Raw genomic sequence first — 24,427 nt, forward strand, 5'->3', positions numbered from 1 at the left:
AAAACGGGTGGTAAACTCAATTCATCCCAGGCAACTGGACCTTGGGTTTCACGTCGCTCTGCACAACCGATGCCAACGGTGCGACCACACCCTGGCTTTTCAACAGTTGGCCCATGGTTGCCTTGATACGGTATTGGGTGAACAATTGCACGTTCTTGATTTCCGCCAGGCGTCGGGAAGCGCTGAACAGCTCGTTTTCGCTGTCGAGCAAGTCGAGCAGGGTCCGCTCGCCGAGGCTGAACTGCTTCTGGTAGGCGGTGCGCACATTGGCGCTGCGGTCTACGTATTGCTGGGCGATCGGCACTTGGGCGTTGGCGTTGTTCAAGGCGTTCCAGGCCAGGCCCAGCTCTTCATTGAGCTGGCGCAGCGCGTTGTTGCGGATATCCAGGGCCTGGTTGGACAGGTACGACTTGGATTCCAGGTCCGCCTTGTTGCTGCCGCCGGCATACAGGTTGAAACGCATGCGCAGCATGGCTTGCCATTCATTGTTATGGCCGTTCTGGCCGTCCAGGTCGTTGTCGGCGGTGCGGCCCAGCTCGGCGTCGAAGCGTGGGTAGAAGCTCGACTTGGCAGCTTCGTACTGTTGCTCGGACGCGGCGATGTCGGCTTCGGCCGAACGCAGCACCGGGCTGTTCTCCAGCATCTGGGCGCGGGCTTCGGTCAGGTTGGCCGGCAGCAACGCCAGAAAATCGGCAGGACGCTCCAGTTGATCGGGCAGTTGGCCGACGGCGCTGAGGTAGTTGGTCTCGGCATCGGCCAGGTTGGTTTGTTCGGTGATCAGGTTATTGCGGGCCTGGGCCATGCGCGCTTCGGCCTGGTCCAGGTCAGCGCCACTGCCCACGCCACGGGAAGTGCGCAGTTTGATCTGGTCGAAGATGCGCTCGTGGCTCTTGAGGTTTTCCTCGGCCAGACGCACGAACTCGCGACGGGTCAGCACGTCCAGGTAGACCTGCGCCACCGTCAACCCGGTACGCTCGGAGGCGTCCAGCAACGAGTAGGCACGGGCATTGACGGTGGCTTGTTGACGCCCCACTTCGCTGGACGTCGCAAAACCGTCAAAAACCATTTGCGACAGGCGCAGGCTCGACTCGCTGCGGTTCAGGGTTTCCCAATGATTGGTACCGCCCGACCGGGTGGTGACGCTGTCGGTGCCTTCACGGCCGTATCCGGCTGCAAGGTCCACTCTAGGCAGGTAGCCGCCCTTGGCCGCCTTGAGCTGGTAATCCGCCGCGAAGCGGCTGTTCACGCCGGCCTGGATTTCAGGATGGACATCCAGCGCCTGTTGCATGGCCTGCGGCAAGGTTTGTGCTTGTACGAAACTGGCGGCGAGGGCAAAGGGTAAAGCCTTGAACAGGTGCAGACGCATGGTGGATTTCTTCCTGAAACACTTGTCTTGGATCACAGCGAAACGTGGCGCTGCATCGGATGATGGCAACCGGAATGACCGTATGTCGGAAAGTTCAAAACAGGAGCTGGAACACGCACTGAAAGAACAGGTCGCCGCTTAAATATCAATGTGACATTACCTCGGCAATTGTTTAGGATGGCCGGCAGAAGGTCAATAGTTTGGCACAAACAAAATAATTGAAAAAAACAGCCAAAATATTGACATACGGAAGCGTCAAATAACCTTACTTTGTGAACATGTACGTCCAGACCGCTGCTGCCTACAAGCTGCCGGGTCCATGGAAGTCTACTGAGCGTGGCACCCGGAGAGTCTTCAATGAGCAGTGTTATTGCCGTTGTCAAAAGCATTGTTGGTCAGGTTTTCGTCGTATCCCCAGAAGGCATCCGACGCGTACTCATTGAAGGTGATCGCCTGTACACGGGCGACCAGTTGGACACTGGCCCGTCCGGCGCCGTCACATTGGATCTGGCCGATGGCCGCACCCTGGACCTGGGCCGCGACACCCAGTGGAGCGCCAATGCCCCGGACTCTTCCACCGACCTGGCACAAGCCACTGCCCAGGCCGCGCCGTCGGTAGAAGAGTTGCAGCAAGCCATCGCCGCGGGCGTCGACCCGACGACCGCCCTGGAAGCCACCGCCGCCGGCGCCACTGCCGCGGGCACGGGTGGTGCCGCCGGTGGCGGCCACAGTTTTGTGGTGCTGGATGCCACCGCTGGTAGCGTCGACCCTACCATCGGTTTCCCAACGGAAGGCCTCGCTGCGGCTGCCGCCACCGATGACAACATCCTGGGTGGCGATACCACGGCCGATACGACCGCCAACGCCGTGCTCAATGCGACGATGACCCTGAGCGCCACGCCGACCCTGACCGAGGCCGGCGGCGTGTTGGTCTACACCGCGACCGTGACCCAGGCCCCGCAGACCAACCTGACCGTGACCTTGTCCAACGGCGCGGTCATCGTGATCCCGGCTGGTCAGCTGACCGGCAGCGTCAACGTTCCACTCGCGCCGAATGACACGGTCTACAACGACCCGAGCCAGATCAGTGTGACCGTCACTGGCACCACCGGTGGCACTGGCATTGCCGTGACCGTACCCACCACGCCGGCCGTGACCCAGATCACCGACACCATCGACACCACCACCGTCACCCTGAGCGCGAGCAATACCGTCACCGAAGGCGGCCAGATCACCTACACCGCCACCCTGACCAACCCGGCCCAGACGCCGGTGACCGTGACCTTGAGCAATGGCTCGGTCATCACCATCGCCGCCGGCCAGACTACCGGCACCGTCAATGTCGAGACGCCGGCCAATGACGTCTACAACAACGGCAGTACGGTCAGCACCACCATTACTGGTGCAACGGGCGGCAACTTCGAAAACCTGGTGCCGAGCACGGCGCCTGCGGTTACCACGATTACTGATTCGGCGGACACCACTGGCCTGACCCTGACGGCCAGCAACACCATCACCGAAGGCGGTTCGATTGTTTACACCGCGACGCTGACCAACCCGGCTCAGACGCCGGTGACGGTGACCTTGAGCAACGGCTCGGTCATCACCATCGCTGCCGGCCAGACTACTGGCACCGTTAACGTCGAGACGCCAGCCAACGACGTCTACAACAACGGCAGCACCGTCAGTACTACGATTACCGGCGCAACCGGCGGTAACTTCGAAAACCTGGTCCCGAGCACTGCGCCTGCGGTCACCACGATTACTGATTCGGCGGATACCACTGGCCTGACCCTGACGGCCAGCAACACCATCACCGAAGGCGGTTCGATTGTTTACACCGCGACGCTGACCAACCCGGCCCAGACGCCGGTGACGGTGACCTTGAGCAACGGCTCGGTCATCACCATCGCTGCCGGCCAGACTACCGGCACCGTCAACGTCGAGACGCCAGCCAACGACGTCTACAGCAACGGCAGTACGGTCAGCACCACCATTACCGGTGCGACGGGTGGCAACTTTGAGAATCTGGTGCCGAGCACCGCACCTGCCGTTACTACGATTACCGATTCGACCGACACCACCGGCCTGACACTGAGCGCCAGCGAAACCATCACCGAAGGCGGTCAGATCACCTACACCGCGACGCTGACCAACCCGGCCCAGACGCCGGTGACCGTGACCTTGAGCAATGGCTCGGTCATCACCATCGCCGCCGGCCAGACTACCGGCACCGTCAATGTCGAGACGCCGGCCAATGACGTCTACAACAACGGCAGTACGGTCAGCACCACCATTACTGGTGCAACGGGCGGCAACTTCGAAAACCTGGTGCCGAGCACGGCGCCTGCGGTTACCACGATTACTGATTCGGCGGACACCACTGGCCTGACTCTGACAGCCAGCAACACCATCACCGAAGGCGGTTCGATTGTTTACACCGCGACGCTGACCAACCCGGCTCAGACGCCGGTGACGGTGACCTTGAGCAACGGCGCGGTGATCAACATCGCTGCAGGCCAGACTACTGGCACCGTCAACGTCGAGACACCGGCTAATGACGTCTATAACAACGGCAGCACTGTCAGCACCACCATCACGGGTGCGACGGGTGGCAACTTTGAGAACCTGGTGCCGAGCACTACGCCTGCGGTCACCACGATTACCGATTCGGTGGACACCACTGGCCTGAGCCTGTCCGCGTCTACCGAAGTGGCCGAAGGCGGCTCGATTGTTTACACCGCCACCCTGACCAACGCCGCCGGCTCGCCAGTGACCGTGACTCTGAGCAACGGCGCCGTCATCAACATCGCTGCAGGCGCCACCACCGGCACCGTGACGAGACCCTGGTTCCGAGCACCACGCCGGCGGTGACTGACGTTACCGACACCATCGACAACACCACCGTCAGCATCACCGGCAGCACGTCGGTCACCGAAGGCCAGGCGGCCACCTATACCGTCAGCCTGACGAACCCGGCACAAACCGAAGTGACGCTCAAGATCGTCTACAGCGGCACCGCCGCCGACGGCACGGACTTCACCGGTGTCTACACCGTGAAGATCCCGGCCAACGCCACCAGCGCCACCTTCAACGTGGCAACGCTGGACGACAAGATCACCGAAGGCACCGAAAACTTCGTGGTCAAGATCGACTCGGCCACCGGTGGCAACTTCGAGCACCTGGCGGTCAGCGGCACCAACGGCAGCGTCAGCACCTCGATCATCGACAACGATGCGCCACCGGTACTCGACCTGGACGCCAACAACTCCAGCGGCAAGACCGGTGCCGATTACCAGGTGACCTTCACCGAAGGCACCACCGGCCCGGGCGTGTCCATCGCCGACACCGACCTGAGCATCACTGACCCGGACAGCACCATGCTGACCGGCGCGACCATCGTGCTGACCAACCGTCAGCCTGGCGATCATCTGAACCTAGGCAATAGCGTCAACGGCATCAGCATCAACGCCAACAGCACCGACGGCAAAGTCGTCCTGACGCTGACAGGCAATGCAACGCTGGCCGACTACATGCAGCAGATCAAGAACATCAGCTTCATCAACAACAGCGAAGATCCGAGCACCGTACCGCGCATCATCACCGTGACGGTGACCGACGGCGCGAGCTACTCCAACACCGCCACCACCACCGTGAACGTGGTCGGGATCAACGATGCGCCAGTGGCCACCGGTGGCGCGGTGACCGGTACCGAAGACACGTCACTGGTCCTCGGCTGGTCGACGTTCGGCGTCAGCGACGTGGACAATTCCGCCACCAGTCTGGGTGTGAAAATCACCGAGCTGCCGGCCGATGGCAAGTTGCAGTATCTGGACGGCGCAACTTGGAAAGACGTGGCCAACAACCAGACCTTCACCAAGGCTGACATCGACGCCGGCAAGCTGCGCTTCACTCCGGACGCCAACGAATCCGGCGCCAATGGTTATGTTGGCAGCAGCATGGGCAACAACCAGGCCGACTACGCACAGGTCAAATTCCAGCCAACCGACGGCCAGGTGCTGGGCAATACCGGCACCGTGAAGATCGACATCACCCCAGTCGCCGACGCACCGAGCCTCAACGTGGCCGGCAACAACGTGACCTCCACCGGTTTGATCAAGGAAGTCTGGACCGGTCTGTCGGGCCTGGGCACCGATGGCAGCGGCGCGGCCTCCGGCACGCTCAAGTCGGTGATCGATGCCGCCGGCACGCCGAACAGCAGCACCAACGTGACCAACGTGCAGTCCGACAGCAACGTCAACCCGGGCACTGCATCGAAAACCTCGGGCCTGATTTTCCTCGAGGCCGGCAAGACCTATACCTTCAGCGGCACGGGCGATGACAGCCTGCTGGTCACCATCGGCGGTAAAACCGCCGCGGCAACCACGTGGGGTGCGGGCGGCCAGTTGAACGGTTCGTTCACGCCGACCACCAGCGGCTACTACACCCTGGACATCTACCACCACAACCAGACCGGCCCGGGCAGCTATGACGTGAACCTGTCGGTCAACGGCAGCACGCCTGTAGACCTGAGCAGTGCCGGCGTGCCGCTCTACACCGGCGTGACCGACCTGGCGAATGCTGGCGTGACCGTCTCCGACCTGCACGGCACCAACGGCGAAGGCTACTACGACGGCTTCAAGCTCAACGAAGGCGCCGAAGGCACCAGCGTGCACCTGTCGAAAATCACCACCGCCCTGACCGACACCGACGGCTCCGAAAGCCTGAGCGTGAAGATTGGCGGCATGCCGGAAGGGAGTGTGCTGAGCGACGGCGCGGGCCACTTCGCGACCGTGGGCAGCAACGGCGAAGCATCGGTCAGTGGCTGGAACCTGGGCAGCCTGACCCTGACGCCGCCGGCCTATTACAACGGCCAGCTCAATCTGACCGTGACCTCCACCTCCACCGAAGCCCTCGGAGGATCGGCGACCACCACGGCGCAGATCCCAGTCACCGTGCACCCGGCGACCTACAACGCCATCACCGCCACGGCGGGCAGTGACAACGTCACCGGCACCGACGGCAACGACATCGTCGTCGCCGACATTGGCGGGCTGACCGTAGTGCCGGGCGTCAACTACAACATCGCCTTCATGGTCGACAGCTCCGGCAGCATGAGCGACTCGTCCATCGCCGCGGCCAAGGCCTCGCTGACCTCGGTGTTCAACACCCTCAAGCAGAGCCTGGGCAGCAACTCCGGGACGGTGAATATTTTCCTGGCAGACTTCGATAGCCAGGTGAACAAGTCGATCTCGGTCAACCTCAACAACCCGGACGCCTTGACCCTGCTCAAGGGTGTGCTCGACTCGATGGTGTCCGGTGGCGGTACCAACTACGAAGACGTGTTCAAGACCACGGCGAACTTCTTCAAGAGTACCGACGCCCTGAACAATACCGGGGCGAAGAACCTGACGTATTTCATTACCGACGGTAAGCCGACTTACTACCAGACCGGCGAACAGCCCAACCCAACCCTGTACGGCAGCGTCAAACTCGATGACGTACTGAGCGCATCCAATTACACCGTCGGTAAGTACTACACCCAGACGATCGACGGCACGCACAAGTACACCATCTACGAAAACGGCCAGATGTACCTGTCGACCAAAATCGGAAAGAACTGGAACGACAGTTATGTCGGCACGGTGCACGCCGAGGGCAATGGCACCTTTGAATTGTCGAACCAGGGCGGCACCGGTTATGGCGATTACTGGAACTATGTCGATTCGGCGACGGGCTCGACCGACAGCTTCACACTGCTCAAAGGCTTGAGCACCGTCGAAGCCATCGGCCTGAACAGCGATGTGACCCTGAACGACCTCAAGCCCTACGATTCGGACTCGACGCCGCAGACCAACATCGACCCGAACAACCTGGCCAACTCGATCATCGGCCACACCGAAGCGACCCTGCCGGGTTCCGACACGGTCAATGGCGGCAACGGCAACGACATCCTGTTCGGCGACCTGGTGAGCTTCAACGGCGTTGCTGGCGAGGGCTACCAGGCCATCCAGGCCTTCGTTGCTCAACAGAACGGCGTGGACGTCAGCAAGGTGACCACCAGCAACGTGCACCAGTACATCACCGAACACTACACCGCGTTCGATGTGTCCGGTGCCCACGATGGCAATGACACCCTGCTGGGCGGCGCCGGCAACGACATCATTTTCGGCCAGGGCGGCAACGACACGCTCAACGGTGGCAAGGGCAATGACATCCTGCTGGGTGGCACGGGTAACGACACACTGATCGGCGGCCAGGGCAATGACACCCTGATCGGTGGCCTGGGCGGCGATACCTTTGTCTGGAAGTCCGGCGACACCGGCACCGACGTGATCAAGGACTTCAAGGCCAGCGAAGGTGACCGGATCGACCTGCGGGATCTATTGCAGGGCGAAACCGGCAGCACCATCGACCACTTCCTGAAAATCAGCACGGTCGATGGCGTGTCGTCACTGCAGGTCAGCACTTCCGGCCAGTTCAATGCGGCCAACGGTGCCGCAGCAACGCCGGATGTGACGATCAAGCTCGAAGGCAACAACTGGTCGAACGTGAACCTGAACTCGTTGATCGCCGGCAGCGACCCGACCATCAAGGTCGATCACAACAACAGCTGACCGGGCCCTCACGGCCGCCCTTCACAGGGCGGTCGTGCATGGCTGCTCCCAGGATGACGATTTCGTCTCCACCCTCCATACTCCCCCACAGTTGGCCTATGCTGCCCAGCATGACGCCGCTTCATACATGAGGGATGCCCGATGTTTTATGTGCAACGCGATGCACAAGGCCTGCTGGTGCGCGTAGAAGCCACCGCTTACGCCGAGGCCACCGAAACCTTGCCGGCCGACAACCACGAGATCCAGGACTGGTTCGCCAACCAGGCGGTGGAAAACAGCCTCAAGCAGCTCAAGCAAAGCGACCTCGAGATGATCCGGGTACTCGATGACTTGATCCAGGTGCTGACCAGCAAAGGCGTCATCCGCGTCACCGACCTGCCACCGGCGGCCCAGGCCAAGCTGATGGACCGCAACCAGGCCCGGGAAGCCCTGGGTGGGTTGAGCCGATTGATCGATGATGATGAGAAAGGGTTGATCTAGGCTCCCACCTCGAGCAGCACACAAAACCCTGTGGCGAGGGGATTTATCCCCGCTGGGCTGCGCAGCAGCCCCAGATGCTTAAAGGTGAACTGCCTGACACACCGAGGCGGCTGGTGTTTAGGGCTGCTGCGCAGCCCAGCGGGGATAAATCCCCTCGCCACAGGTTCTGGGTTGTCTGGGCGGACGCCATCGCGAGCAAGCTCGCTCCCACAGTTGATCGGTGTTGATTTCGATATTTCGGTTCGACACAGATCCAGTGTGGGAGCGAGCTTGCTCGCGATGACAATCGTCAATTCACCGCAGGCCTGTCAGCCCGCCGCTTGAACCTCCAGCCGATCCATCGCCCGCTCCACCAACAGATGCACCCCATCGGCCATTCGGCTGATCGCCAGGATTACGCTGCGGCGTGAGCCGTCGACGTCGTCAGCCAGGTCGGCGGCGATGGCGCTGATGGACAGCAGGTCTTCGGAGGCATTGGCCAGGAGGGTTTCGGTGTCGATGTCTGGGGAAACCATGAAAAGCTGGGCGGTTTGGGTTTTTCCCGAGGCTTCGTCGGTGGGTTTGGGATTGAGGTAGTAGTCGAGGACGCGTTCGGCGGCTTCGTCGAGTTTTTTTGATTTAGAGGATTTGCTGGAGTTGTTGCCAGAGTTTTCTGGCGGATTCGGAGTTACTTTGAACATGTCGTGAAGCTCCATCTGTAGAAGTGGAACCGACACCCTTCGCTTGCACGCAAATGAGGTGGCAGTTGTACGCAGGTGTGCAAGACCGGGCAGACGGAACCCCGGCAGAATCCTTCTCACGAAGAAATCTCCCACGCACAACCGCCATAAAGCGCTTGCGCGTCGTCTTTTAACCGGCTTGCACGCCAGTGTCACCGTTTTTTTCAGTGACAACCCCAGACTAGCCACGAGGCAGACGCCCGACAAGTTCACCAAGTTCGCTACAACTCGAAGGAAATCTCCTAGGACCTTACTTTTAGAGGGGGGTGTATATCCGTTTCTGCGGTAACGGCCACTTAGGGTTCCGCCCTGACGGCGGGTCACTTTTGAAAAGCGCAAAAGTAACCAAAACGCTTCTGCCCCACCACTTGGTGCCTCGCTTAGGCTCGGCATGCCCTCACTCCGGCATTGCTCCGTGGGCCGCCGCGAAGGGCCATCCATGGCCCAGCGCGGCTACCTCGGCATCCATGCCGAGGTGCCCACTGCGCAATGCCTGCGTTCGGCCAGCGTGGTTAATGGGGCGCCGAGATCAACGTCCTCTCCGAGGCGGCCTGATAGCCGACCTGGCTCTGGATGACCGCGTTCCTCCTGTGGGAGCGGGCTTGCTCGCGAAGAGGCCGGCAAGCCCAGCATCCATGTGACTGAACCACCGCTATCGCGAGCAAGCTCGCTCCCACATAGGTTTTTGGTCGTTTATAAGATCAGTGTCCACCGCCGGTCCCTGTGGGAGCCAAGCTTGCTCGCGATGGCGGTGGGTCTGCTTGCACTAATGCTGAATGTGCCGCCGCCTTCGCGAGCAGGCTCGCTCCCACAATAGGATCGAAGTACGGCCGAAAGAATCAGGTCGGCTATCAGGCCGCCTCGCGAGCAAGCTTTGCTCCCACAGGTCCTGCTCAAACAGATCTGACGGATGTACGACCGGGAGAGCCAGGTCGGCTACTAGGCCGCCTCGCGGTGGACGTTGATCTCGGCGCCCCGTTAACCACGCTGGCCGAACGCAGGCATTGTGGAGTGGGCATCCCGGCATGGATGCCGGGATAGCCGCGCTGGGCCATGGATGGCCCTTCGCGGCGGGCCCACGGAGCAATGCCGGAGTGAGGGCATGCCGAGCCTAGGCGAGGCACCGAGTGGTGGGGCAGAAGCGCTTTGGTTACTTTCGCGCTTTTCGAAAGTGACCCGCTGTAAGAGCGGAACCATAAGCCGCCGTTACCGCAGAAACGGATATGTACTCAGTCAGAAGGATAAAAGACCGCCTCACCCCCAGCGCTTAGGCTCACCCACCAACTGCCCCTGAACCCCAAACAACCCCATCTCCCGAATCACCGCCAACTCCCCCTCCGTCTCAACCCGCTCAGCAATCAACGGCAGGTCAATACTGTGAGCCGCCCGCTGAATCGCCTCGATGAACAAGCGCTTATCGCTCTCCTGATCAATCGCACGAATATAGCTGCCATCGATCTTCAGGTAAGCCAACCCCAACCGCGACAAGTTGCCAATCATGCTGAATCGCCCACCAAAACGCTGCAGGCTCAAGGAGAAGCCCAACTCACGCAGACGCCGGGTCAACTGCTCCAGCACCGCTTGCTCCGGCAGTTGCTCTTCACCAATCTCCAGGGTCAGGCGCGACCCAAGGTTGGAATGCGCCCGCAGGATTTCAAAGACCTTGTTCAGCGCCTGCGGATCGGCCAAGGTCGCCGAAGACAGGTTCAACGCCAGGGACTGCTCATGCCCGGCCATCTGCTTGAGCACCTGTTCAAGCATCAAGCGGTCCAGGCGCGCGGTCCAGCCAAAGCGCTCCAACCAAGGCAGGAACCGCCCGGCGGGGATCGTCTGGCCCTGCTCGTCCAACAGCCGCGACAGCACTTTGTAATGCAGCACCACCTGGGTGTCCTGGGCAGCCACCACCGGCTGGAAATACAACTCGAAACGCTGATGACTCAGCGCCTGATCAAGCAAATTGTGCCAGGCATGGTGATCATCACCGACACTGGCCGACGCGCTGTGGTCCAGGCAGGCCCAACCCGGTTCGCCCTGGCTTTCGGCCTGGGCCAGGGCCTGGTCGCCGAGCTGGAGCACCGCTTGCGGCGAGTCGCCATGGGCGAACGGCGCCAGCCCGATGGAGGCCACCGACGCCACATCCGTCGCGCCGGTCGCATGCAGGCTCGCCAATGCAGCCTCAAGATTCTGCGCCAGTTGCAGCGCTTCCTCGCGCACCAGCCCAGGTGCCAGCACCGCGAATTCCCCGCCGCGAATGCGCGTGACCAGGTTGTGGGTTTCCGGATACCGCGCGCATTCACGCAGCAATTGCTCACCCACCGCCTGGAGCAACTGGTCGGTGCGCTGCCCGCCCAACCGCTGGTTCAAACCGGCCAGGTCCTTGACCCGCAACAACAGCAGATAACCGGAGCTGGCCTGCTCCGGGTTGCTCACCCGGGCATTGAGCTGCATTTCGAAATAGCGCCGGTTGGCCAGGCCCGTGAGGTTGTCCTGGTAGGATTCGACCCGCAGTTTCTCGCTGCGCTCGGCCTGTTCCTGGAACAGCGCCTTGAGCTTCTCGACCATCTGGTTCATCGCCTGCACCACGCGGCGCAGTTCAGGCGTGCGCGGCAGCTCCGGCAGGCTCAGGAACTCGCGACGGGCGATGGCATGGGACTGATGCACCATGTAGTCCAGCGGCTTGAGCTGGCGACGCAGCAGCAAGGCCCCCAGCACCGCGCTCACGGCGCCACACAGCAAAAGCCAACCCAGGCTGCCCAACGCGCTCTGCCACAGCTTGGCGAGGGCGAACATCGGGTGGCTGACCACTTCAACCCGCGCCGCCTGTTCCCAGCCGCGACTGACGATGGCATCGCCTCCGGCCGGTTCCAGGCCGATCAGCTTGACGAACCATTGCGGCACGCTGCCGGCGTCCGGCGTGCCGGTGCGCTCGACCAGGGTCTTGTCGGTGGCCACGTCGACCACGCGGATGGTTGCGTAGTAGCCACTGTCGAAGATCGAGCTGACCATCAGCTCCACCATCGCCGGGTCGTCGATGTTCGGCGTCAACGACAGCGCCAGCGCCGTGGCCGCGTCCTGGGCATGGGAGCGCAACTGGTTGACGTACTGGGCCCGCGAGCTCTCCAGGCTGACCATGAAGCTGCCGCTGAAGGCAACCACCAGGAACAGACAGATAGCGATCAACAGCTGTTTGAACAAGGACATCTGAGCGCGCGCTCCTAGTTAGTCGTCTCGACCGGAAAACCTTCGGCCTGCATTTTCTTCAACACATCCTGCCACCGGGACAGGCGCTTGGTGTCACCCACTTTCTTGTTGCCCTTGGCGCCCGGCAGCCACAGCCCTTCGGCATTGAAAGAGTAGACCGGGAGCAAGTCGGTTCGCTGGCTGGCCGGCAGGATGCCGTCGATCAGGCTGTCGAGCACCAGCGGCATCGCCTCGGGCGTGGCGTAATAGGTGAGCACCATGTGCGCACGGTTCTGCCGCAAGGCCTTGACGTAGGTGATGCGCAGCTTGTCACTGGAGACCCCGAGATGACGCAGGCTGAAATACTTGGCGATGGCGTAGTCTTCACAATCGCCGGCGCCCTTCCACAGGGCCTGGATCGGGGTCTCCCAGTAGTCGACCTCGCGCCACAGGTCGATGTCTTCCACGTAGCGCACCTGTTTGTTGAAAAACAGGTTCACCACCTTGAGCTGTTCCAGTTCCGGGATCTGTTTCTGGGTCGCCAGCAATTGCTGCCATGCGTCGATCCGTTGCTGTCCTTCGCCCAGCGACCCATATAACGCTTGCGCCCGCCGGCTGATCTGCGCAAAGTCCCAGTCGGCGTGCAAGCCACCCAGCATCAGGCCGGCCAGCAACAATGCCGAACACAGCCAGCGCAAGGACCTGAGGACAGGGAAAGGTGCAGCCAAGGGAATACGTCCGAAAAGGGCCGTTGGAAATTCGTTGGATGGTGAAGCCTGGCCCGGTAAAAGACAATGGCAGGTTGCAATCACCATAAGCAGACTAAACTTTAGTTCAGGAACTGGGGCCGCGAGATTTTGACGGCTTGGCAATCTGTAACTAACGTTGGCTTGGATCCAATTTTCGTTACTACCAGTCAGGTGTTGTCGTGACACAGAAGCCCAAACCGCTTAGCACTATCCAGGTCAACGGGCCCATCCCGGCTGACCAGGCACGCTCGATTATCGAAGAGTCTCTGCGCGAGGCCATCCTTGATGGACGTCTGCCTTGCGGCACCGCCCTGCGCCAGCAGGAACTGGCCGACCTGTTCGGCGTGAGCCGCATGCCGGTGCGCGAGGCACTGCGCCAGCTCGAAGCGCAGTCACTGCTCAATGTGGTTCAGCACAAGGGCGCCGTGGTGGCGCCGTTGATCACCAACAATGCGGTAGAAACCTACGCCCTGCGCTCGGTCCTGGAATCGTTCGCCTTGCGCCTGTCCATCCCGCTGCTCGATGACAACGACCTGACAATGGCCGCCCAGTACATCGAACAGCTGGAAACGGAAACCGAACACGCCCAGATCGGCAAGCTCAACCGGCTGTTCCACATGTCGCTTTATCACAAGGCACCCAACAGCAAGCTGCTGGACCTGATCGAGCGCGAGCTCAATGAAGAAGAGCGCTTCCTGCGCTTTCATCTGTCATCCATGGGGCTGGGCAAGTTGAGCCAGGACGATCATCGCGCGCTGCTCGAGGCCGCGCGTGCCAAGGACATCGATAAAGCCGTCGTATTGCTGGAACGGCACCTGGAAAAAGCCTCTGTCACCATGCGCCGCTATCTGGAACAGTCGTCGAAGCTTTGATCCCACCTCGGCGGTCAGGCCGGCGTAAAAACTTCTTACATATCCTTCCGACTCACTTGTCGCCTGCGCGGCGCGGCCTGGCCGTGGCCGCGACTTGTCGCCCCATCAGTTCAATGGCACTGCCATCGATTTGGGCTCACTCTTGCGCTTGTCGATTCAAAACAGACCTGAAGAAGTCAACGCCTGGCTGAGGCCAGACGAATCGAAGCCAATACGCAAGGAGCGTCGTCCAACCGGCGGGATGATCGGATGTCCGACCGACGTCCCGCCCATAACATAAAACTTCCTTATTCCCCGATTCCTGAAGTGCTCCGAGTGAGGCATTCACTCGAACTATTCGATTCTGATCCCCCTAAATCGGAAGGAGCTTCTTCGCCCCAATAAAACTTATTCAATAAGTTTTAAAATCCCTCTTTGCGCCCAATAAAAACACAACTTCAAATAATTAAAAAAGATACTTGCCACTTACTTGCTCGGTGTATTAGTTTTTATTCGCCGCGTTACTTGCGGCCCTTTCGACTTGCGACAAGCCCAGCAAACACTGGCACCAAAAGCCGAAATTACGATTAAAAGAGAATACTTAAGCCCCTTGGGCAATTCATGGACTCCGGTTCAGGCACCCGCTCGACTTAATTAAATAACGAGCAGCCTTCCGGACAAAACATCATTGATGAGGACGTTCCGATGCAGCCATCCAAAGAACAACTATCTTTGAAAAAACACGAACTTGGCCAACACCCTGTTTTTTCCGAGATTACATCAATCGATCTGTTACGCCGCTTTATGGAAAGCCATGTCTTTGCCGTCTGGGACTTCATGTCGCTGACCAAGCGGCTGCAACGCGAGCTCACTTGTGTCCACCTGCCCTGGCTGCCGCCGGCCGACCCGCACGCGGCACGCTTGATCAATGAAATCGTGCTGGGGGAAGAGTCGGATGACCGCCCCGGCGCAGGCTATTGCAGCCATTTCGAACTGTACCTGGACGCCATGCGGGAAATCGGTGCCGATACCCGCGCGATCGAGCAATTCATCACCCTGCAACAGGAAGGCGTCAGCCCCGAGACTGCGCTGGACAGTGTCGATGTCGAACCGGCGGCGGCACGGTTCGTCCGCCAGACCTTGCACACCGCCCTGCACGCCCCGGCCCACAGCGTGGCCGCCGCCTTCGTGCACGGTCGCGAGAGTGTCATCCCGCAGATGTTCCAGCGCATGCTCGACGCTTGGGGCATTGGCCTGGACCAGGCGCCGACCTTTCGTTATTACCTGCAGCGGCACATCGAAGTCGATTCCGAAGACCATGGCCCGGCGGCAGAAAAGTTGTTGGCCCGGCTGATCGATGGCGACCCGCAACGCGAAACCGAGGTACTGGCCGCCGCGCTCGCCGCTGTCCACAGCCGCGCAGCCTTGTGGGACGGCTTGCGCCAGAGCATGGCCCAGCCGGTTGCACAGGTGACGCCATGAACGCCGTCGAATACCAATCCTTCGCCGACGCCTGGGAAAGCCGCGCGACGATCCGTACCCGGCCACGGCGCCGGGTCGAAGACGACGACAAGCTGATCTTTCCCATGAGCCGCCAGCCGCTGGTGCACAGCCAGACCTTCCTCAGCCACTGTCCGCAATTGCGCGACTTTGTGCTGGTGCAGAGCCTCTACAAGTTCATCAACGACGTGGTGATTTTCGAGACCGAACTGGTGGACCACACCGCCCGCCGCATCGCCAAGAACCGCTTCGGCATCGAATTCCCATTCGCCTGCCGCTACGACGCGATGACCGTGGTGGTGGACGAGGATTATCACGCGCTGGTGGCGATGGACTTCATGCAGCAGACCATCGACATGACCGGCATCGCACCGATCCCGTTGCCTGGGCAGATCGAACTCAGCCGCGCGATACCGGCAACCCTGGCCCAGGCGCCGGAACATCTGCTCAGCGCCGTGGAGCTGATCTGCATCGCCATCGCCGAGAACACCGTGACCAACGAAGTGGCGGCCTTCGCCCGGGACGACTCGGTCAAGGCCTCGATCAAGGGGCTGATGGCCGATCACTTGCTCGATGAGGGCCGGCACTCCGGTTTCTGGACGCGACTGGTACAGATCTACTGGCGCACCGCGCCCGAAGAGGACCGCGCGGCGATTGCACGCTTGATGCCCGGGTTCATCGTCCAGTACCTGACGAGCGACCTGCAGCAAGCGTTCGATTTCGAGCTGATCGCGCACCTGCCCGTCGACGAATCGGTACGCCAGTCGCTGCGTGAAGACGCCAGTGCGCTGGCCTACCCCATCAATCGTTTTCACCCGTTGGTGGGCAACATCACGCGCTTTTTCCGCAGCAGCTCGATGCTCGCGTCCCCCTGCGTACGCGACGCCCTCGCTGATTACCTGACTCCATGAGGACCTTTCGATGAAACGCCTCGAAATTGCAGTGCCTGGCACCAGCCAGGCCATGGCCGAACTGGCCCGGGAACTGGAGCTGCACGGTCACGGTGTGGTGGATTGGCAATCGCCGGCCGGCCACGGCGCGGTCGATCTGTTGATCGACGACGGTACGACACCGCCTGCCGTTGAAGCCCGCGCATGCCTCCAAGTGCGCGTGGTGCTGCGCACGCTACCCGGCGAAGTATTGCCGCAACCGGTGGTGATGTTCCACGACGGCGCGCAGCGGCTGCTGTGCCAGGAGGTGATTGCGCCACAATGCGATGGCAACGGTCAGTCCCTGCGGTTGCGTACCCTGGCGACGGTGGTCGAGACCGGGGCACGGCTGGTCAGCCAGTTATCCCGGGATGACACTTGCTTCGATCACTGGCCAACGGTGCACGCTGACGCTGTCGAGCAGCCCCTGCTCGGGCTCGATGCCCTGGAGCCGCTGGCGTTCGAGCACGGCCTCAATCGGCCGTCGGTGCCCTGGCTGCTGGCCGCCGCCAACGTGCCGGTGATGCACAGCATCGAACAGCGCATGCTCGACGACGCGACGCAACCGGCCCTGTGGGTCGATGGACAACTCATCGACTACAAATCCTTGCGCCGCCTGGCGCTGAGGTTGCAGCAACCGATGCTGGAAATACTGCACCGAGCAGAACATGAGAAAGGAGCTGCTGGAGAACCTGTGGGAGCAAGGCTTGCCCGCGATGAAGACACCGACGCTCTCAAGCAAACCGCGTCATCGTTCATCGGGGGCAAGCCTTCCTCCCACAGGCCTTCCTCCCCCAAGGTGATCGGTGTCTGCCTGCCCAAGTCCGCGCACCTGTATGCGGCGATCCTGGCGGTGCTGGGCTGTGGGGCGGTGTACCTGCCGCTGGACCCGCAGCATCCGGCGCAACGTCGGCGCTTCATCCTGGAAAATGCCCAGGCGGACCTGCTGCTGCACGACGGCGACAGCGACTTGGGCGACCTGGCATTGCCAACGCTCAATGTCCAGCAACTGCCAGCGCCCACGCCAGGCATCCCGGCTTCGTTGATCCGCCGCACGGTGGACAGCGACGCACCGGCCGTGGCGATCTACACCTCTGGCACCACCGGCCAGCCCAAGGGCGTGTTGCTCAGCCACCGCAACCTCAGTCACTTCTGTGCCTGGTACGGCGACTACGTCGGGTTGCAGCGCGACAGCCGGGCGTTGCAGTTTTCCACCATCAACTTTGATGCGTCGCTGCTGGATATCCTCCCGACCTTCATCCACGGCGCCCTGCTGGTGGTGCCCAGCGAAGACCAGCGCCGCGATCCGCAGCAACTGGTCGCGTTGATTCACCAGCAGCACATCAGCCACGCCTTTCTGCCGCCTGCGCTGCTGAGCGTCATGCCCCTGGATGCGCCGCTGGGCCTGGCGCACCTGATCACCGGGGGCGACGTCTGCGAGCCGTTCGTGATCGAACAGCTCGCGCCACAATGCCGGTTCCACAACATCTACGGCCCCACCGAAACCACGGTGCTGGCGACCACACGACAGTTCGGCGTCGGCGACAACAACCGCAACCTCGGCGTGCCCATCGCCAATGGCCGGGTGCTGATCCTGGACGAACAGTTGCAACCGGTTCCCCAAGGTGTCCCCGGCGAGCTGTACATCGCCGGCCCGGGCGTCGGCCTGGGTTATCTGAACGACCCGACGCTGACCGCGACGCGCTACCTCGACCTGGCGCTGCCCACCGGGCAAGCGCTGCGGGTCTATCGCACGGGCGATATCGGCCAGTGGACCGACAACGGCATCGAATTGTGTGGCCGGCGCGATAACCAGGTGAAGATCCGCGGTTTTCGGGTCGAGCCCGAGGAAATCGAGCACTGCCTGCGCGATAGCCAGTTGTTTCGCCAAGTGGCAGTGGGGGTCGATGAGCGGCGGCGAATCCTGGCGTTCCTGGTTCATCCCGAGCACTCCGGTGACGCCCTCCAGGCGTTGCGCGAACATGTGCAGAACAGCTTGCCCAGCTACATGCACCCGGCCGCTTACGTCGAGTTGCCGAGCCTGCCGTACACCAGCAACGGCAAGGTCGATCGCCGGGCCTTGCTCGCCATGGCGGTGCAGGTACAGGTCGACGGCCAGCGCCGGCAGCCGCAGAACGCCCTCGAGACACAATTGCAGCAACTGTGGGCCGAGCTGCTTGAACTGCCGGTCGAAGACATCGCCACCGACGAAAGCTTCTTCAACCTCGGCGGGCATTCGATCCTGCTGTCGCGACTGTTGTTGAGCATCCGCCAGACGTTCGGTCGCAGCCTGTCGATCAACCGCTTTATCGAAGCGCCGACGCTGATGACCTTGGCCAAGTTGCTGGACGATCCTGATCAAAACAGTGCATCGATCCTCAGCCCCCAGGCCTTCATCGATGCCGAGGCCGAACTCAACCTCGATCCGCTGCCCATCAGCCAATGCGGCGATGTGCACAAGGTGGTGGTGACCGGCGCCAACAGTTTTCTCGGGGTGCACATCGTCGAGGCACTGCTGGCCTGGGGCGCCACCGAAGTCGCGTGCCTGGTGCGTGCGAGCGCTGAACACAGCGCGGCCGAGCGCTTCTCCCAGGCCCTCCAGGACAATCACCTGACCCACCTGGACCTGGACCGCGTCAGTGTGTACGCCGCCGACATCACCCAACCGCAATTGGGTCTGCCAGACGACGTCTACGCCCGCATCGACCGCACCTTCGGCGCGCTGGTGCACAACGCTGCCCACGTCAACCATGTGCTCGACTACGAGTCCCTGGCGCGGGACAACGTGGAGCCGATCTTCGAATGCCTGCGCCTGTGTGAAGGGCGCAGCAAGAAGATCTTCAACTTCGTCTCCACGCTTTCCGCCTCCAGTGCCCTGGACGCCGACGGCCAGGTGCTGGAACAGCCTGCCGCCGAGACGCCGCCGATCTACATCAAGAACGGCTACAACCTGTCCAAATGGGTCGGTGAACGGATCCTGCAACGGGCCCGGGATCGGGGGGTGTGGGTCAATCTGTTCCGTCCCGGCAACATCAGTTTCAACAGCCTGACCGGGGTCTGCCAGCCCCACAAAAATCGCTTGATGTTGATGCTCAAGGGCTCGATCCAGCTCGGTCAGGTGCCGGAGCTGTCACTCAACTTCGACCTGATGCCGGTGGATTTCCTGGCCCGTTTCATCGCCTTCCACGCCAGCCGTTACCAGCCGACGCAAGCGGTGTTCAACCTGCACAACCCACAGCCTTTGAGCTGGGACGCTTATGTCGCGTCGTTCCGCGACAGCGGCCGGGAATTTTCGCTGGTCAGCGTCGCCGAGTGGCAACGGCAATTGGCTCGGGTCGATGCCGACAACGCGTTGTTTGGCGTGCTGGGTTTCTATCTCAACGGCTTCGAAGAAGACATCGGCGACATCTCACTGATCAGCCATGACAACGCCCGCGCCGGCGTGCGGCAGATGGGCGCCAGCTACCCGGAAAAATCCCCGGCCCTGCTGCGTCGCGGCGCCGAGTACCTCAAGGCCATCGACTTCATCTGAAACACCCTCAACCCAAAGCAAGGAGCAAGACCATGAGTGCATTTCAACCCGACACCCTGATCAAAAACCCTCAAGCCTGCCAGGTCGAAACCTCGGTGGAGGTCGCGGCCGACGCGGCGCGCGTCTGGGACGTGGTGGGTGATTTTGGCGGCTTCAACCGTTTCATCCCGGCGCTGGAACACATCGAAATGACCGGCGAGGGCGTGAGGTCCCTGCGCAAGAAATTTTTCCGCGATGGGCAGAACCTGGTGGTGGAACAGCTCAACAGCCGTGACGACCAGGCCATGCACATGACCTGGACGCTGATCTACAACACCCTGGGCATCGATAACCTGTGGGCGGCCATGCGCGTCGAACCCTTGGCGGACAACCGCTGCCGCGCCACTTGGACCATCATCGCCGACCACACCGACGCCCACACGCCGTCGGGCTTCAGGGATTTCCTCCAGGGCTTCGCCGATGAGGCGATGGGGAATGTGCAAGGGATGTTCAAGTAAGCGCCCCCCCTTGTGGGAGCGGGCTTGCTCGCGAAAGCGGTGGGTCAGTCAATGAAGAAGTCGGCTGTACTGACGCCATCGCGAGCAAGCTCGCTCCCACACTGAGTGGAGTGAACCCAAGATCCAGGCTCACCGCCGAACCTCTGTGGGAGCGAGCCTGCTCGCGAAAGCGTCAGCCCAGACAACCCTGCACCCGTGGCGAGGGAGCTTGCTCCCTCGCCACAGGGGACTGGGTCAGATCTTGAAGCTGTCCACCAGTTGCTTCAACCGGTTGGCCTGTTGCGACAAGGCATCGCAATCCTTCAAGGTTTCATTGAGGTTGGCGACGCTTTGCTGGTTCAGCAGGTTGATGTGGCTGACGTCCATGTTGAGGGTTTCAACCACCGCGGTCTGTTCTTCGGTCGCAGCGGCCACCGACTGGTTCATGCCGTCGATCTCACCGATACGCTGCGTCACGCTGACCAGTCGCAGGCCGGCCTGGTTGGCCACTTCCACGCTTTCTTCGCTGGAGGTCTGGCTGGCGTTCATCGTGGTCACCGCTTCACGAGAGCCGACCTGCAGCGAGGTGATCATCTTGTGGATTTCTTCCGCCGACTCCTGGGTGCGGTGCGCCAGGTTGCGCACTTCATCGGCCACCACTGCAAAACCACGGCCGGCTTCACCGGCACGAGCCGCTTCGATGGCCGCGTTCAGCGCCAGCAGGTTGGTTTGCTGGGAGATGCCCTTGATCACGTCCAGGATGTGGCCGATGTTGTCGGTGCTGGCGTTCAGGGTTTCGATCTGGGTGCACGAAAGGCTGATCTTCTGCGACAACTCAGTCATGGCCTGGATGGTTTTTTCCACCACTTGGCGACCGTCATCGGCCTGTTCGCTGGCACCGCTGGCATGCTGCGAGGCATCGGCGGCATTGCGGGCGATTTCCTGGGTCGCGGCGCCCAACTCGTTGATGGCCGCAGCCACGCTGTTGGTGCGGGCGCTCTGCTCATCCGAGCCGACGAGCGACGCATTGGACGAGGTCATCACCCGCTGCGACAGGTCATGCACCTGGCGAGTGGCGGAAGACACTTCCGAGATCGACGCGTGAATCCGCTCCACGAACTGGTTGAACGAACCACCCAGCACCGCAAACTCATCCTTGCCCTGCACCACCAGGCGCCGGGTCAGGTCGCCTTCGCCCTGGGCGATGTCCTGCATGGCGCGGCCCATGGTGGTCAACGGACGCATCAGTACCTGGATCAGCAGGCTCAGCAGCAACGCAATGGCCGCCACCGCGACAAACATCGCAATCAGCGCAGACGTACGGAACTGGCTCAACGGCGCGTAGGCCTTGGCCTTGTCGATCGACAGGCCGATGTACCACTCGGCGTTCGGCAAGCCAGTCACTGGAGTGAACGAAAGGATACGGTCCTGTCCGTTCAGCTCAACGTTCTGGATACCCTTGCCAATACGCACTGGGGTACCGGGGTAGATGTCCTTGAGGTTCTTCATCACCTGGTCTTTATCCGGGCTGACGATCACCTGGCCGTCGCCGCTGACCAGGAACGCATGGCCGATACCACCGAAGTCCACGGAGTTGATGATTTTCACCAGGGTTTCCAGGCTCAGGTCGCCGCCCACCACGCCGAGCAGTTCGCCCTTATGCTTCACCGGCAGGGCAACCGTCACCACCAGGCCACCCACCGCCGCCAGATAAGGCGGGGTCAGCATGGCTTTATCGGCGGTCACCGCCTGTTTGTACCAAGGGCGCTGACGCGGGTCGTAGCCGTCAGGCATTTTGGCGTCCGGACGTTGGGTGAAGACACCGTTGGCCTGGCCCACATAAGTGAACTGGAAGTTCGACGTCAGCGCTGGCTGATCGACCAGCCCTGGCAGATCGGCAGCAGCACCCTGGTGCGCGATGTTTTGTGCCAGGTTTTCCAGCACCAGTATCCGGCCACTCATCCAGTTCTGGATGCTGCTGGCCGTCAGGTCGCCGGATTGCTCGATGGACGACTCAAGGCTGCTGCCGATGGTGTTGCGCTGCAAATAATCGTTGTAGAGCGTGAACAGGGCAAAAGCCAGGACCACCACACCAGAGGCGGCAAGAAGGATTTTGTGGCTGAACTTTAGATTCATTGTTGAGGCTTCTTATGCAAGGAGTGGGGAGTGCATTCCAGGTTTGCAACGTTCTATGTAACAGTGCGAGCGGTTATCAATTCGCTCCACTTTGGTGCACACGTACAAGTCTGTCGGCAAACCTGTACAAATAATTAGGGAATAGAAGAAATAGCCGACGAGAGGACACAGCGGGCGAACGGTGGTTGCAAATTCGCCGACGGCTGATGACAGTGCGACCCATGATCATTTGTGACATCCAGGCCGTTGCGTCCATGTCATCTCCCGAGCTTGCAGTACAGGCGCTCTACAGCCGTCATCACGGCGGGCTCAATACTTGGCTGCGCACCCGCCTGGGCAACGCCGCCGATGCCGCGGACCATCGACCATTAGTGGCGAGAAGAAATCGAACGCGCCTACCTCAAAACCATAGCTCACCTGCCGGACGCCGAAACCCCTGGTGCCGAAGAAAAGCTCCATGCCTTCATCGTCGACAACATGCTGCAAGCCGAATTTTTTACCGGCGCGACCAAGCACACCGTGCTGATGGGGGCCGACTATATGTCGGCTACAGCTGGGCCGATGCCTCGGTGACGGTGAGCTATCAGTTCTAACCTGTTCCCGGCCTTAACTCATTCTCTGTGGCGAGGGAGCTTGCTCCCGCTGGGCTCTGTAGGAGCTGGCGAAGCCTGCGATCTTTTGATCTTGATCTTTCGCTCGGGACTCAATTGGCTGTGGAAAGATCGCAGCCTCGTTGCACTCGTCAGCTCCTACACAGCTCCTGCAGGCCCGGCGGGAGTTTCCTCCCGCACCACACCCTCTTCCCGCACAAACCGATTCGCCCGGCCAAACGTACCGAAATCATTGAACCGCACACCCATCTCCCGCATCACTTGGTGGGCCACCGGCACCGTCAGTTGGCGAATGTAGAACGGCTCCTTCACCACGAAATGATGAATGCCATGGCTGCTGCCGAAGTTGAAGCAGAACGCCTGCAACGGCCACAACCACCAAGGGTTGAGCACCTGGGTCTGCTGGATCACATTGCCCGGCTCGATGTCGCCGTAGTAGTGCATGTTCGAGCTGACAAAATGCAGGCAAAAGGTGCGCAACACGTTCGGCCCGATGATCACCACCGCGGCGATGTCGATTACCTGCATCGTCGCCAGTGTGGTGGCCGACCAGTCAATTGAAGTCCCCAGCAGACTGGCGATGCCGTTGGCCCCATGAAAACCGAGAAACACATACCAGGCGCCCCAATGCAGCAACGCCAGCGGGAAATACACCTTCAGCGTGCGCTTGAGAATGCTGCGCTTGTGCGTCCAGGTCTTGGCCCGCAGCAGGCGGATGAAGGCCGACATCACGTTATCGCCGACCATCAGCAACCGCGCCAGCCCCCAGGGTTCGCCGTTGGTGATGGCCCGCTCCTCCATGTCGGCTTCGCTGCCGGACACCTTGTGATGGTTGAGGTGCAGGTGGCGGCGGATCCACGGGTTGATGGTGCTCGGCCGCGCCAGCCAGACCAAACCCATCATCAGGTTGTGGGGCAGGCGCTGCTTGCGAAAATACATGCTGTGGATCAGGTCGTGTTCCAGCTCGTGGGTCAGGGACGCGAAAAACGCGTTGAGCAACAGGCACGCCCACCCGGCCAGGTAACCGTTGATGTAGAGCAGCGCCGAACCGATCATCCCGACCAGGGCGACCGCCAGGATGCCCGCGCCCAACGCGTCCTGGTGACGCAGGATCGGATAGCGCTGGCGCAATTCTTCGCCCCGGGCCAGGACCACCTGGCGAATCTGGGCCGATCGTTGTTGTGCATTCAATCGCTCGGGGCTTGCGCAAGTGCCGTGCATGGCTTACATCCTCTGTTAGAGATGTGCTCATCCTGCCGGGCGTTGTCCCCTGGGGTGGTA

The 24,427-nt window shown here is 61.3% G+C and carries 13 protein-coding genes and 3 pseudogenes; 10 read left to right on the top strand and 6 right to left on the bottom strand.

Annotated elements, in window-relative coordinates:
• Positions 1–16: 16 nt before the first annotated feature.
• Positions 17–1,366, bottom strand: a complete 1,350-nt coding sequence (locus CFII68_RS02775) for a TolC family outer membrane protein (protein ID WP_018613206.1) — start codon at positions 1,364–1,366, stop codon at positions 17–19.
• On the opposite strand from CFII68_RS02775, the gene CFII68_RS27605 reads away from it, so the two are divergent.
• The 3 genes and pseudogenes from CFII68_RS27605 to CFII68_RS02770 all read left to right on the top strand — a co-directional run bounded on the left by CFII68_RS27605 (position 1,365) and on the right by CFII68_RS02770 (position 8,463).
• Positions 1,365–1,508 carry a hypothetical protein gene (locus CFII68_RS27605; RefSeq protein WP_018613208.1) on the top strand — a complete coding sequence of 48 codons (144 nt, stop codon included), beginning with the start codon at positions 1,365–1,367 and terminating at the stop codon, positions 1,506–1,508. The two genes, CFII68_RS02775 and CFII68_RS27605, sit on opposite strands and share 2 nt — an antisense overlap.
• Before the next feature lie 179 nt (positions 1,509–1,687).
• Positions 1,688–7,983, top strand: a pseudogene (locus CFII68_RS0126245) (LapA family giant adhesin); the annotation flags it as partial.
• Between the two features lie 141 nt (positions 7,984–8,124).
• The gene (locus CFII68_RS02770) at positions 8,125–8,463 is read left to right on the top strand and encodes a hypothetical protein (protein WP_014335964.1); all 339 of its coding nucleotides are present in this window, start codon (positions 8,125–8,127) and stop codon (positions 8,461–8,463) included.
• A gap of 308 nt (positions 8,464–8,771) precedes the next feature.
• Here the strand turns inward: CFII68_RS02770 and CFII68_RS02765 are convergent, their stop codons facing one another.
• From CFII68_RS02765 to lapG, 3 genes are all read right to left on the bottom strand, one after another.
• A complete protein-coding gene (locus tag CFII68_RS02765; RefSeq protein ID WP_018613210.1) occupies positions 8,772–9,143 on the bottom strand; it encodes a DUF6124 family protein in 372 nt (123 codons plus the stop codon).
• A gap of 1,293 nt (positions 9,144–10,436) precedes the next feature.
• Positions 10,437–12,383, bottom strand: a complete 1,947-nt coding sequence (gene lapD, locus CFII68_RS02760; protein WP_018613212.1) for a cyclic di-GMP receptor LapD — start codon at positions 12,381–12,383, stop codon at positions 10,437–10,439.
• 14 nt (positions 12,384–12,397) lie between these two features.
• Complete coding sequence (lapG, locus tag CFII68_RS02755) at positions 12,398–13,021, bottom strand: cysteine protease LapG (protein WP_371103558.1); 624 nt, start codon at positions 13,019–13,021, stop codon at positions 12,398–12,400.
• A gap of 269 nt (positions 13,022–13,290) precedes the next feature.
• On the opposite strand from lapG, the gene CFII68_RS02750 reads away from it, so the two are divergent.
• The 5 genes from CFII68_RS02750 (at position 13,291) to CFII68_RS02730 (ending at position 20,420) form a co-directional block, all read left to right on the top strand.
• Positions 13,291–13,983: a GntR family transcriptional regulator gene (locus CFII68_RS02750; protein ID WP_018613216.1), complete on the top strand. Its 693-nt coding sequence runs from the start codon at positions 13,291–13,293 to the stop codon at positions 13,981–13,983.
• Positions 13,984–14,667: 684 nt separating this feature from the next.
• Positions 14,668–15,444, top strand: a complete 777-nt coding sequence (locus tag CFII68_RS02745; RefSeq protein ID WP_033062914.1) for a DUF3050 domain-containing protein — start codon at positions 14,668–14,670, stop codon at positions 15,442–15,444.
• Positions 15,441–16,373 (top strand): diiron oxygenase, encoded by a 933-nt coding sequence (locus CFII68_RS02740; RefSeq protein WP_018613220.1) that lies wholly within the window; start codon positions 15,441–15,443, stop codon positions 16,371–16,373. Before CFII68_RS02745 ends, CFII68_RS02740 begins: the two co-directional genes overlap by 4 nt.
• Before the next feature lie 10 nt (positions 16,374–16,383).
• Positions 16,384–19,923: a non-ribosomal peptide synthetase gene (locus CFII68_RS02735; protein WP_018613222.1), complete on the top strand. Its 3,540-nt coding sequence runs from the start codon at positions 16,384–16,386 to the stop codon at positions 19,921–19,923.
• Positions 19,924–19,955: 32 nt separating this feature from the next.
• Positions 19,956–20,420, top strand: coding sequence for an SRPBCC family protein (locus CFII68_RS02730; RefSeq protein WP_018613225.1), 465 nt, complete (start codon positions 19,956–19,958; stop codon positions 20,418–20,420).
• Positions 20,421–20,654: 234 nt separating this feature from the next.
• Here the strand turns inward: CFII68_RS02730 and CFII68_RS02725 are convergent, their stop codons facing one another.
• A complete protein-coding gene (locus CFII68_RS02725) occupies positions 20,655–22,535 on the bottom strand; it encodes a methyl-accepting chemotaxis protein (protein WP_018613227.1) in 1,881 nt (626 codons plus the stop codon).
• 254 nt (positions 22,536–22,789) lie between these two features.
• On the opposite strand from CFII68_RS02725, the pseudogene CFII68_RS28035 reads away from it, so the two are divergent.
• Together CFII68_RS28035 and CFII68_RS28310 are read left to right on the top strand one after the other, a co-directional pair.
• Positions 22,790–22,988, top strand: a pseudogene (locus CFII68_RS28035) (RNA polymerase subunit sigma); the annotation flags it as partial.
• Positions 22,974–23,075 (top strand): annotated as a pseudogene (locus CFII68_RS28310) (hypothetical protein); the annotation flags it as partial. The pseudogenes CFII68_RS28035 and CFII68_RS28310, both read left to right, overlap by 15 nt.
• A 209-nt stretch (positions 23,076–23,284) precedes the next feature.
• On the opposite strand, the gene CFII68_RS02720 reads toward CFII68_RS28310, so the two are convergent.
• Positions 23,285–24,367 carry a fatty acid desaturase gene (locus tag CFII68_RS02720; RefSeq protein WP_018613231.1) on the bottom strand — a complete coding sequence of 361 codons (1,083 nt, stop codon included), beginning with the start codon at positions 24,365–24,367 and terminating at the stop codon, positions 23,285–23,287.
• Between the last annotated feature and the right edge of the window lie 60 nt (positions 24,368–24,427).

The organism is Pseudomonas sp. CFII68 (assembly GCF_000416195.1).
Classification (GTDB): Bacteria; Pseudomonadota; Gammaproteobacteria; order Pseudomonadales; family Pseudomonadaceae; genus Aquipseudomonas; species Aquipseudomonas kilonensis.

Coding starts and splice junctions, on each gene's coding strand:
- CFII68_RS27605 (WP_018613208.1), top strand. CDS start 1,365: ATGGTGGATTTCTTCCTGAAACACTTGTCTTGGATCACAGCGAAACGT.
- CFII68_RS02775 (WP_018613206.1), bottom strand. CDS start 1,366: ATGCGTCTGCACCTGTTCAAGGCTTTACCCTTTGCCCTCGCCGCCAGT.
- CFII68_RS02770 (WP_014335964.1), top strand. CDS start 8,125: ATGTTTTATGTGCAACGCGATGCACAAGGCCTGCTGGTGCGCGTAGAA.
- CFII68_RS02765 (WP_018613210.1), bottom strand. CDS start 9,143: ATGTTCAAAGTAACTCCGAATCCGCCAGAAAACTCTGGCAACAACTCC.
- lapD (WP_018613212.1), bottom strand. CDS start 12,383: ATGTCCTTGTTCAAACAGCTGTTGATCGCTATCTGTCTGTTCCTGGTG.
- lapG (WP_371103558.1), bottom strand. CDS start 13,021: ATGCTGGGTGGCTTGCACGCCGACTGGGACTTTGCGCAGATCAGCCGG.
- CFII68_RS02745 (WP_033062914.1), top strand. CDS start 14,668: ATGCAGCCATCCAAAGAACAACTATCTTTGAAAAAACACGAACTTGGC.
- CFII68_RS02740 (WP_018613220.1), top strand. CDS start 15,441: ATGAACGCCGTCGAATACCAATCCTTCGCCGACGCCTGGGAAAGCCGC.
- CFII68_RS02735 (WP_018613222.1), top strand. CDS start 16,384: ATGAAACGCCTCGAAATTGCAGTGCCTGGCACCAGCCAGGCCATGGCC.
- CFII68_RS02730 (WP_018613225.1), top strand. CDS start 19,956: ATGAGTGCATTTCAACCCGACACCCTGATCAAAAACCCTCAAGCCTGC.
- CFII68_RS02725 (WP_018613227.1), bottom strand. CDS start 22,535: ATGAATCTAAAGTTCAGCCACAAAATCCTTCTTGCCGCCTCTGGTGTG.
- CFII68_RS02720 (WP_018613231.1), bottom strand. CDS start 24,367: ATGCACGGCACTTGCGCAAGCCCCGAGCGATTGAATGCACAACAACGA.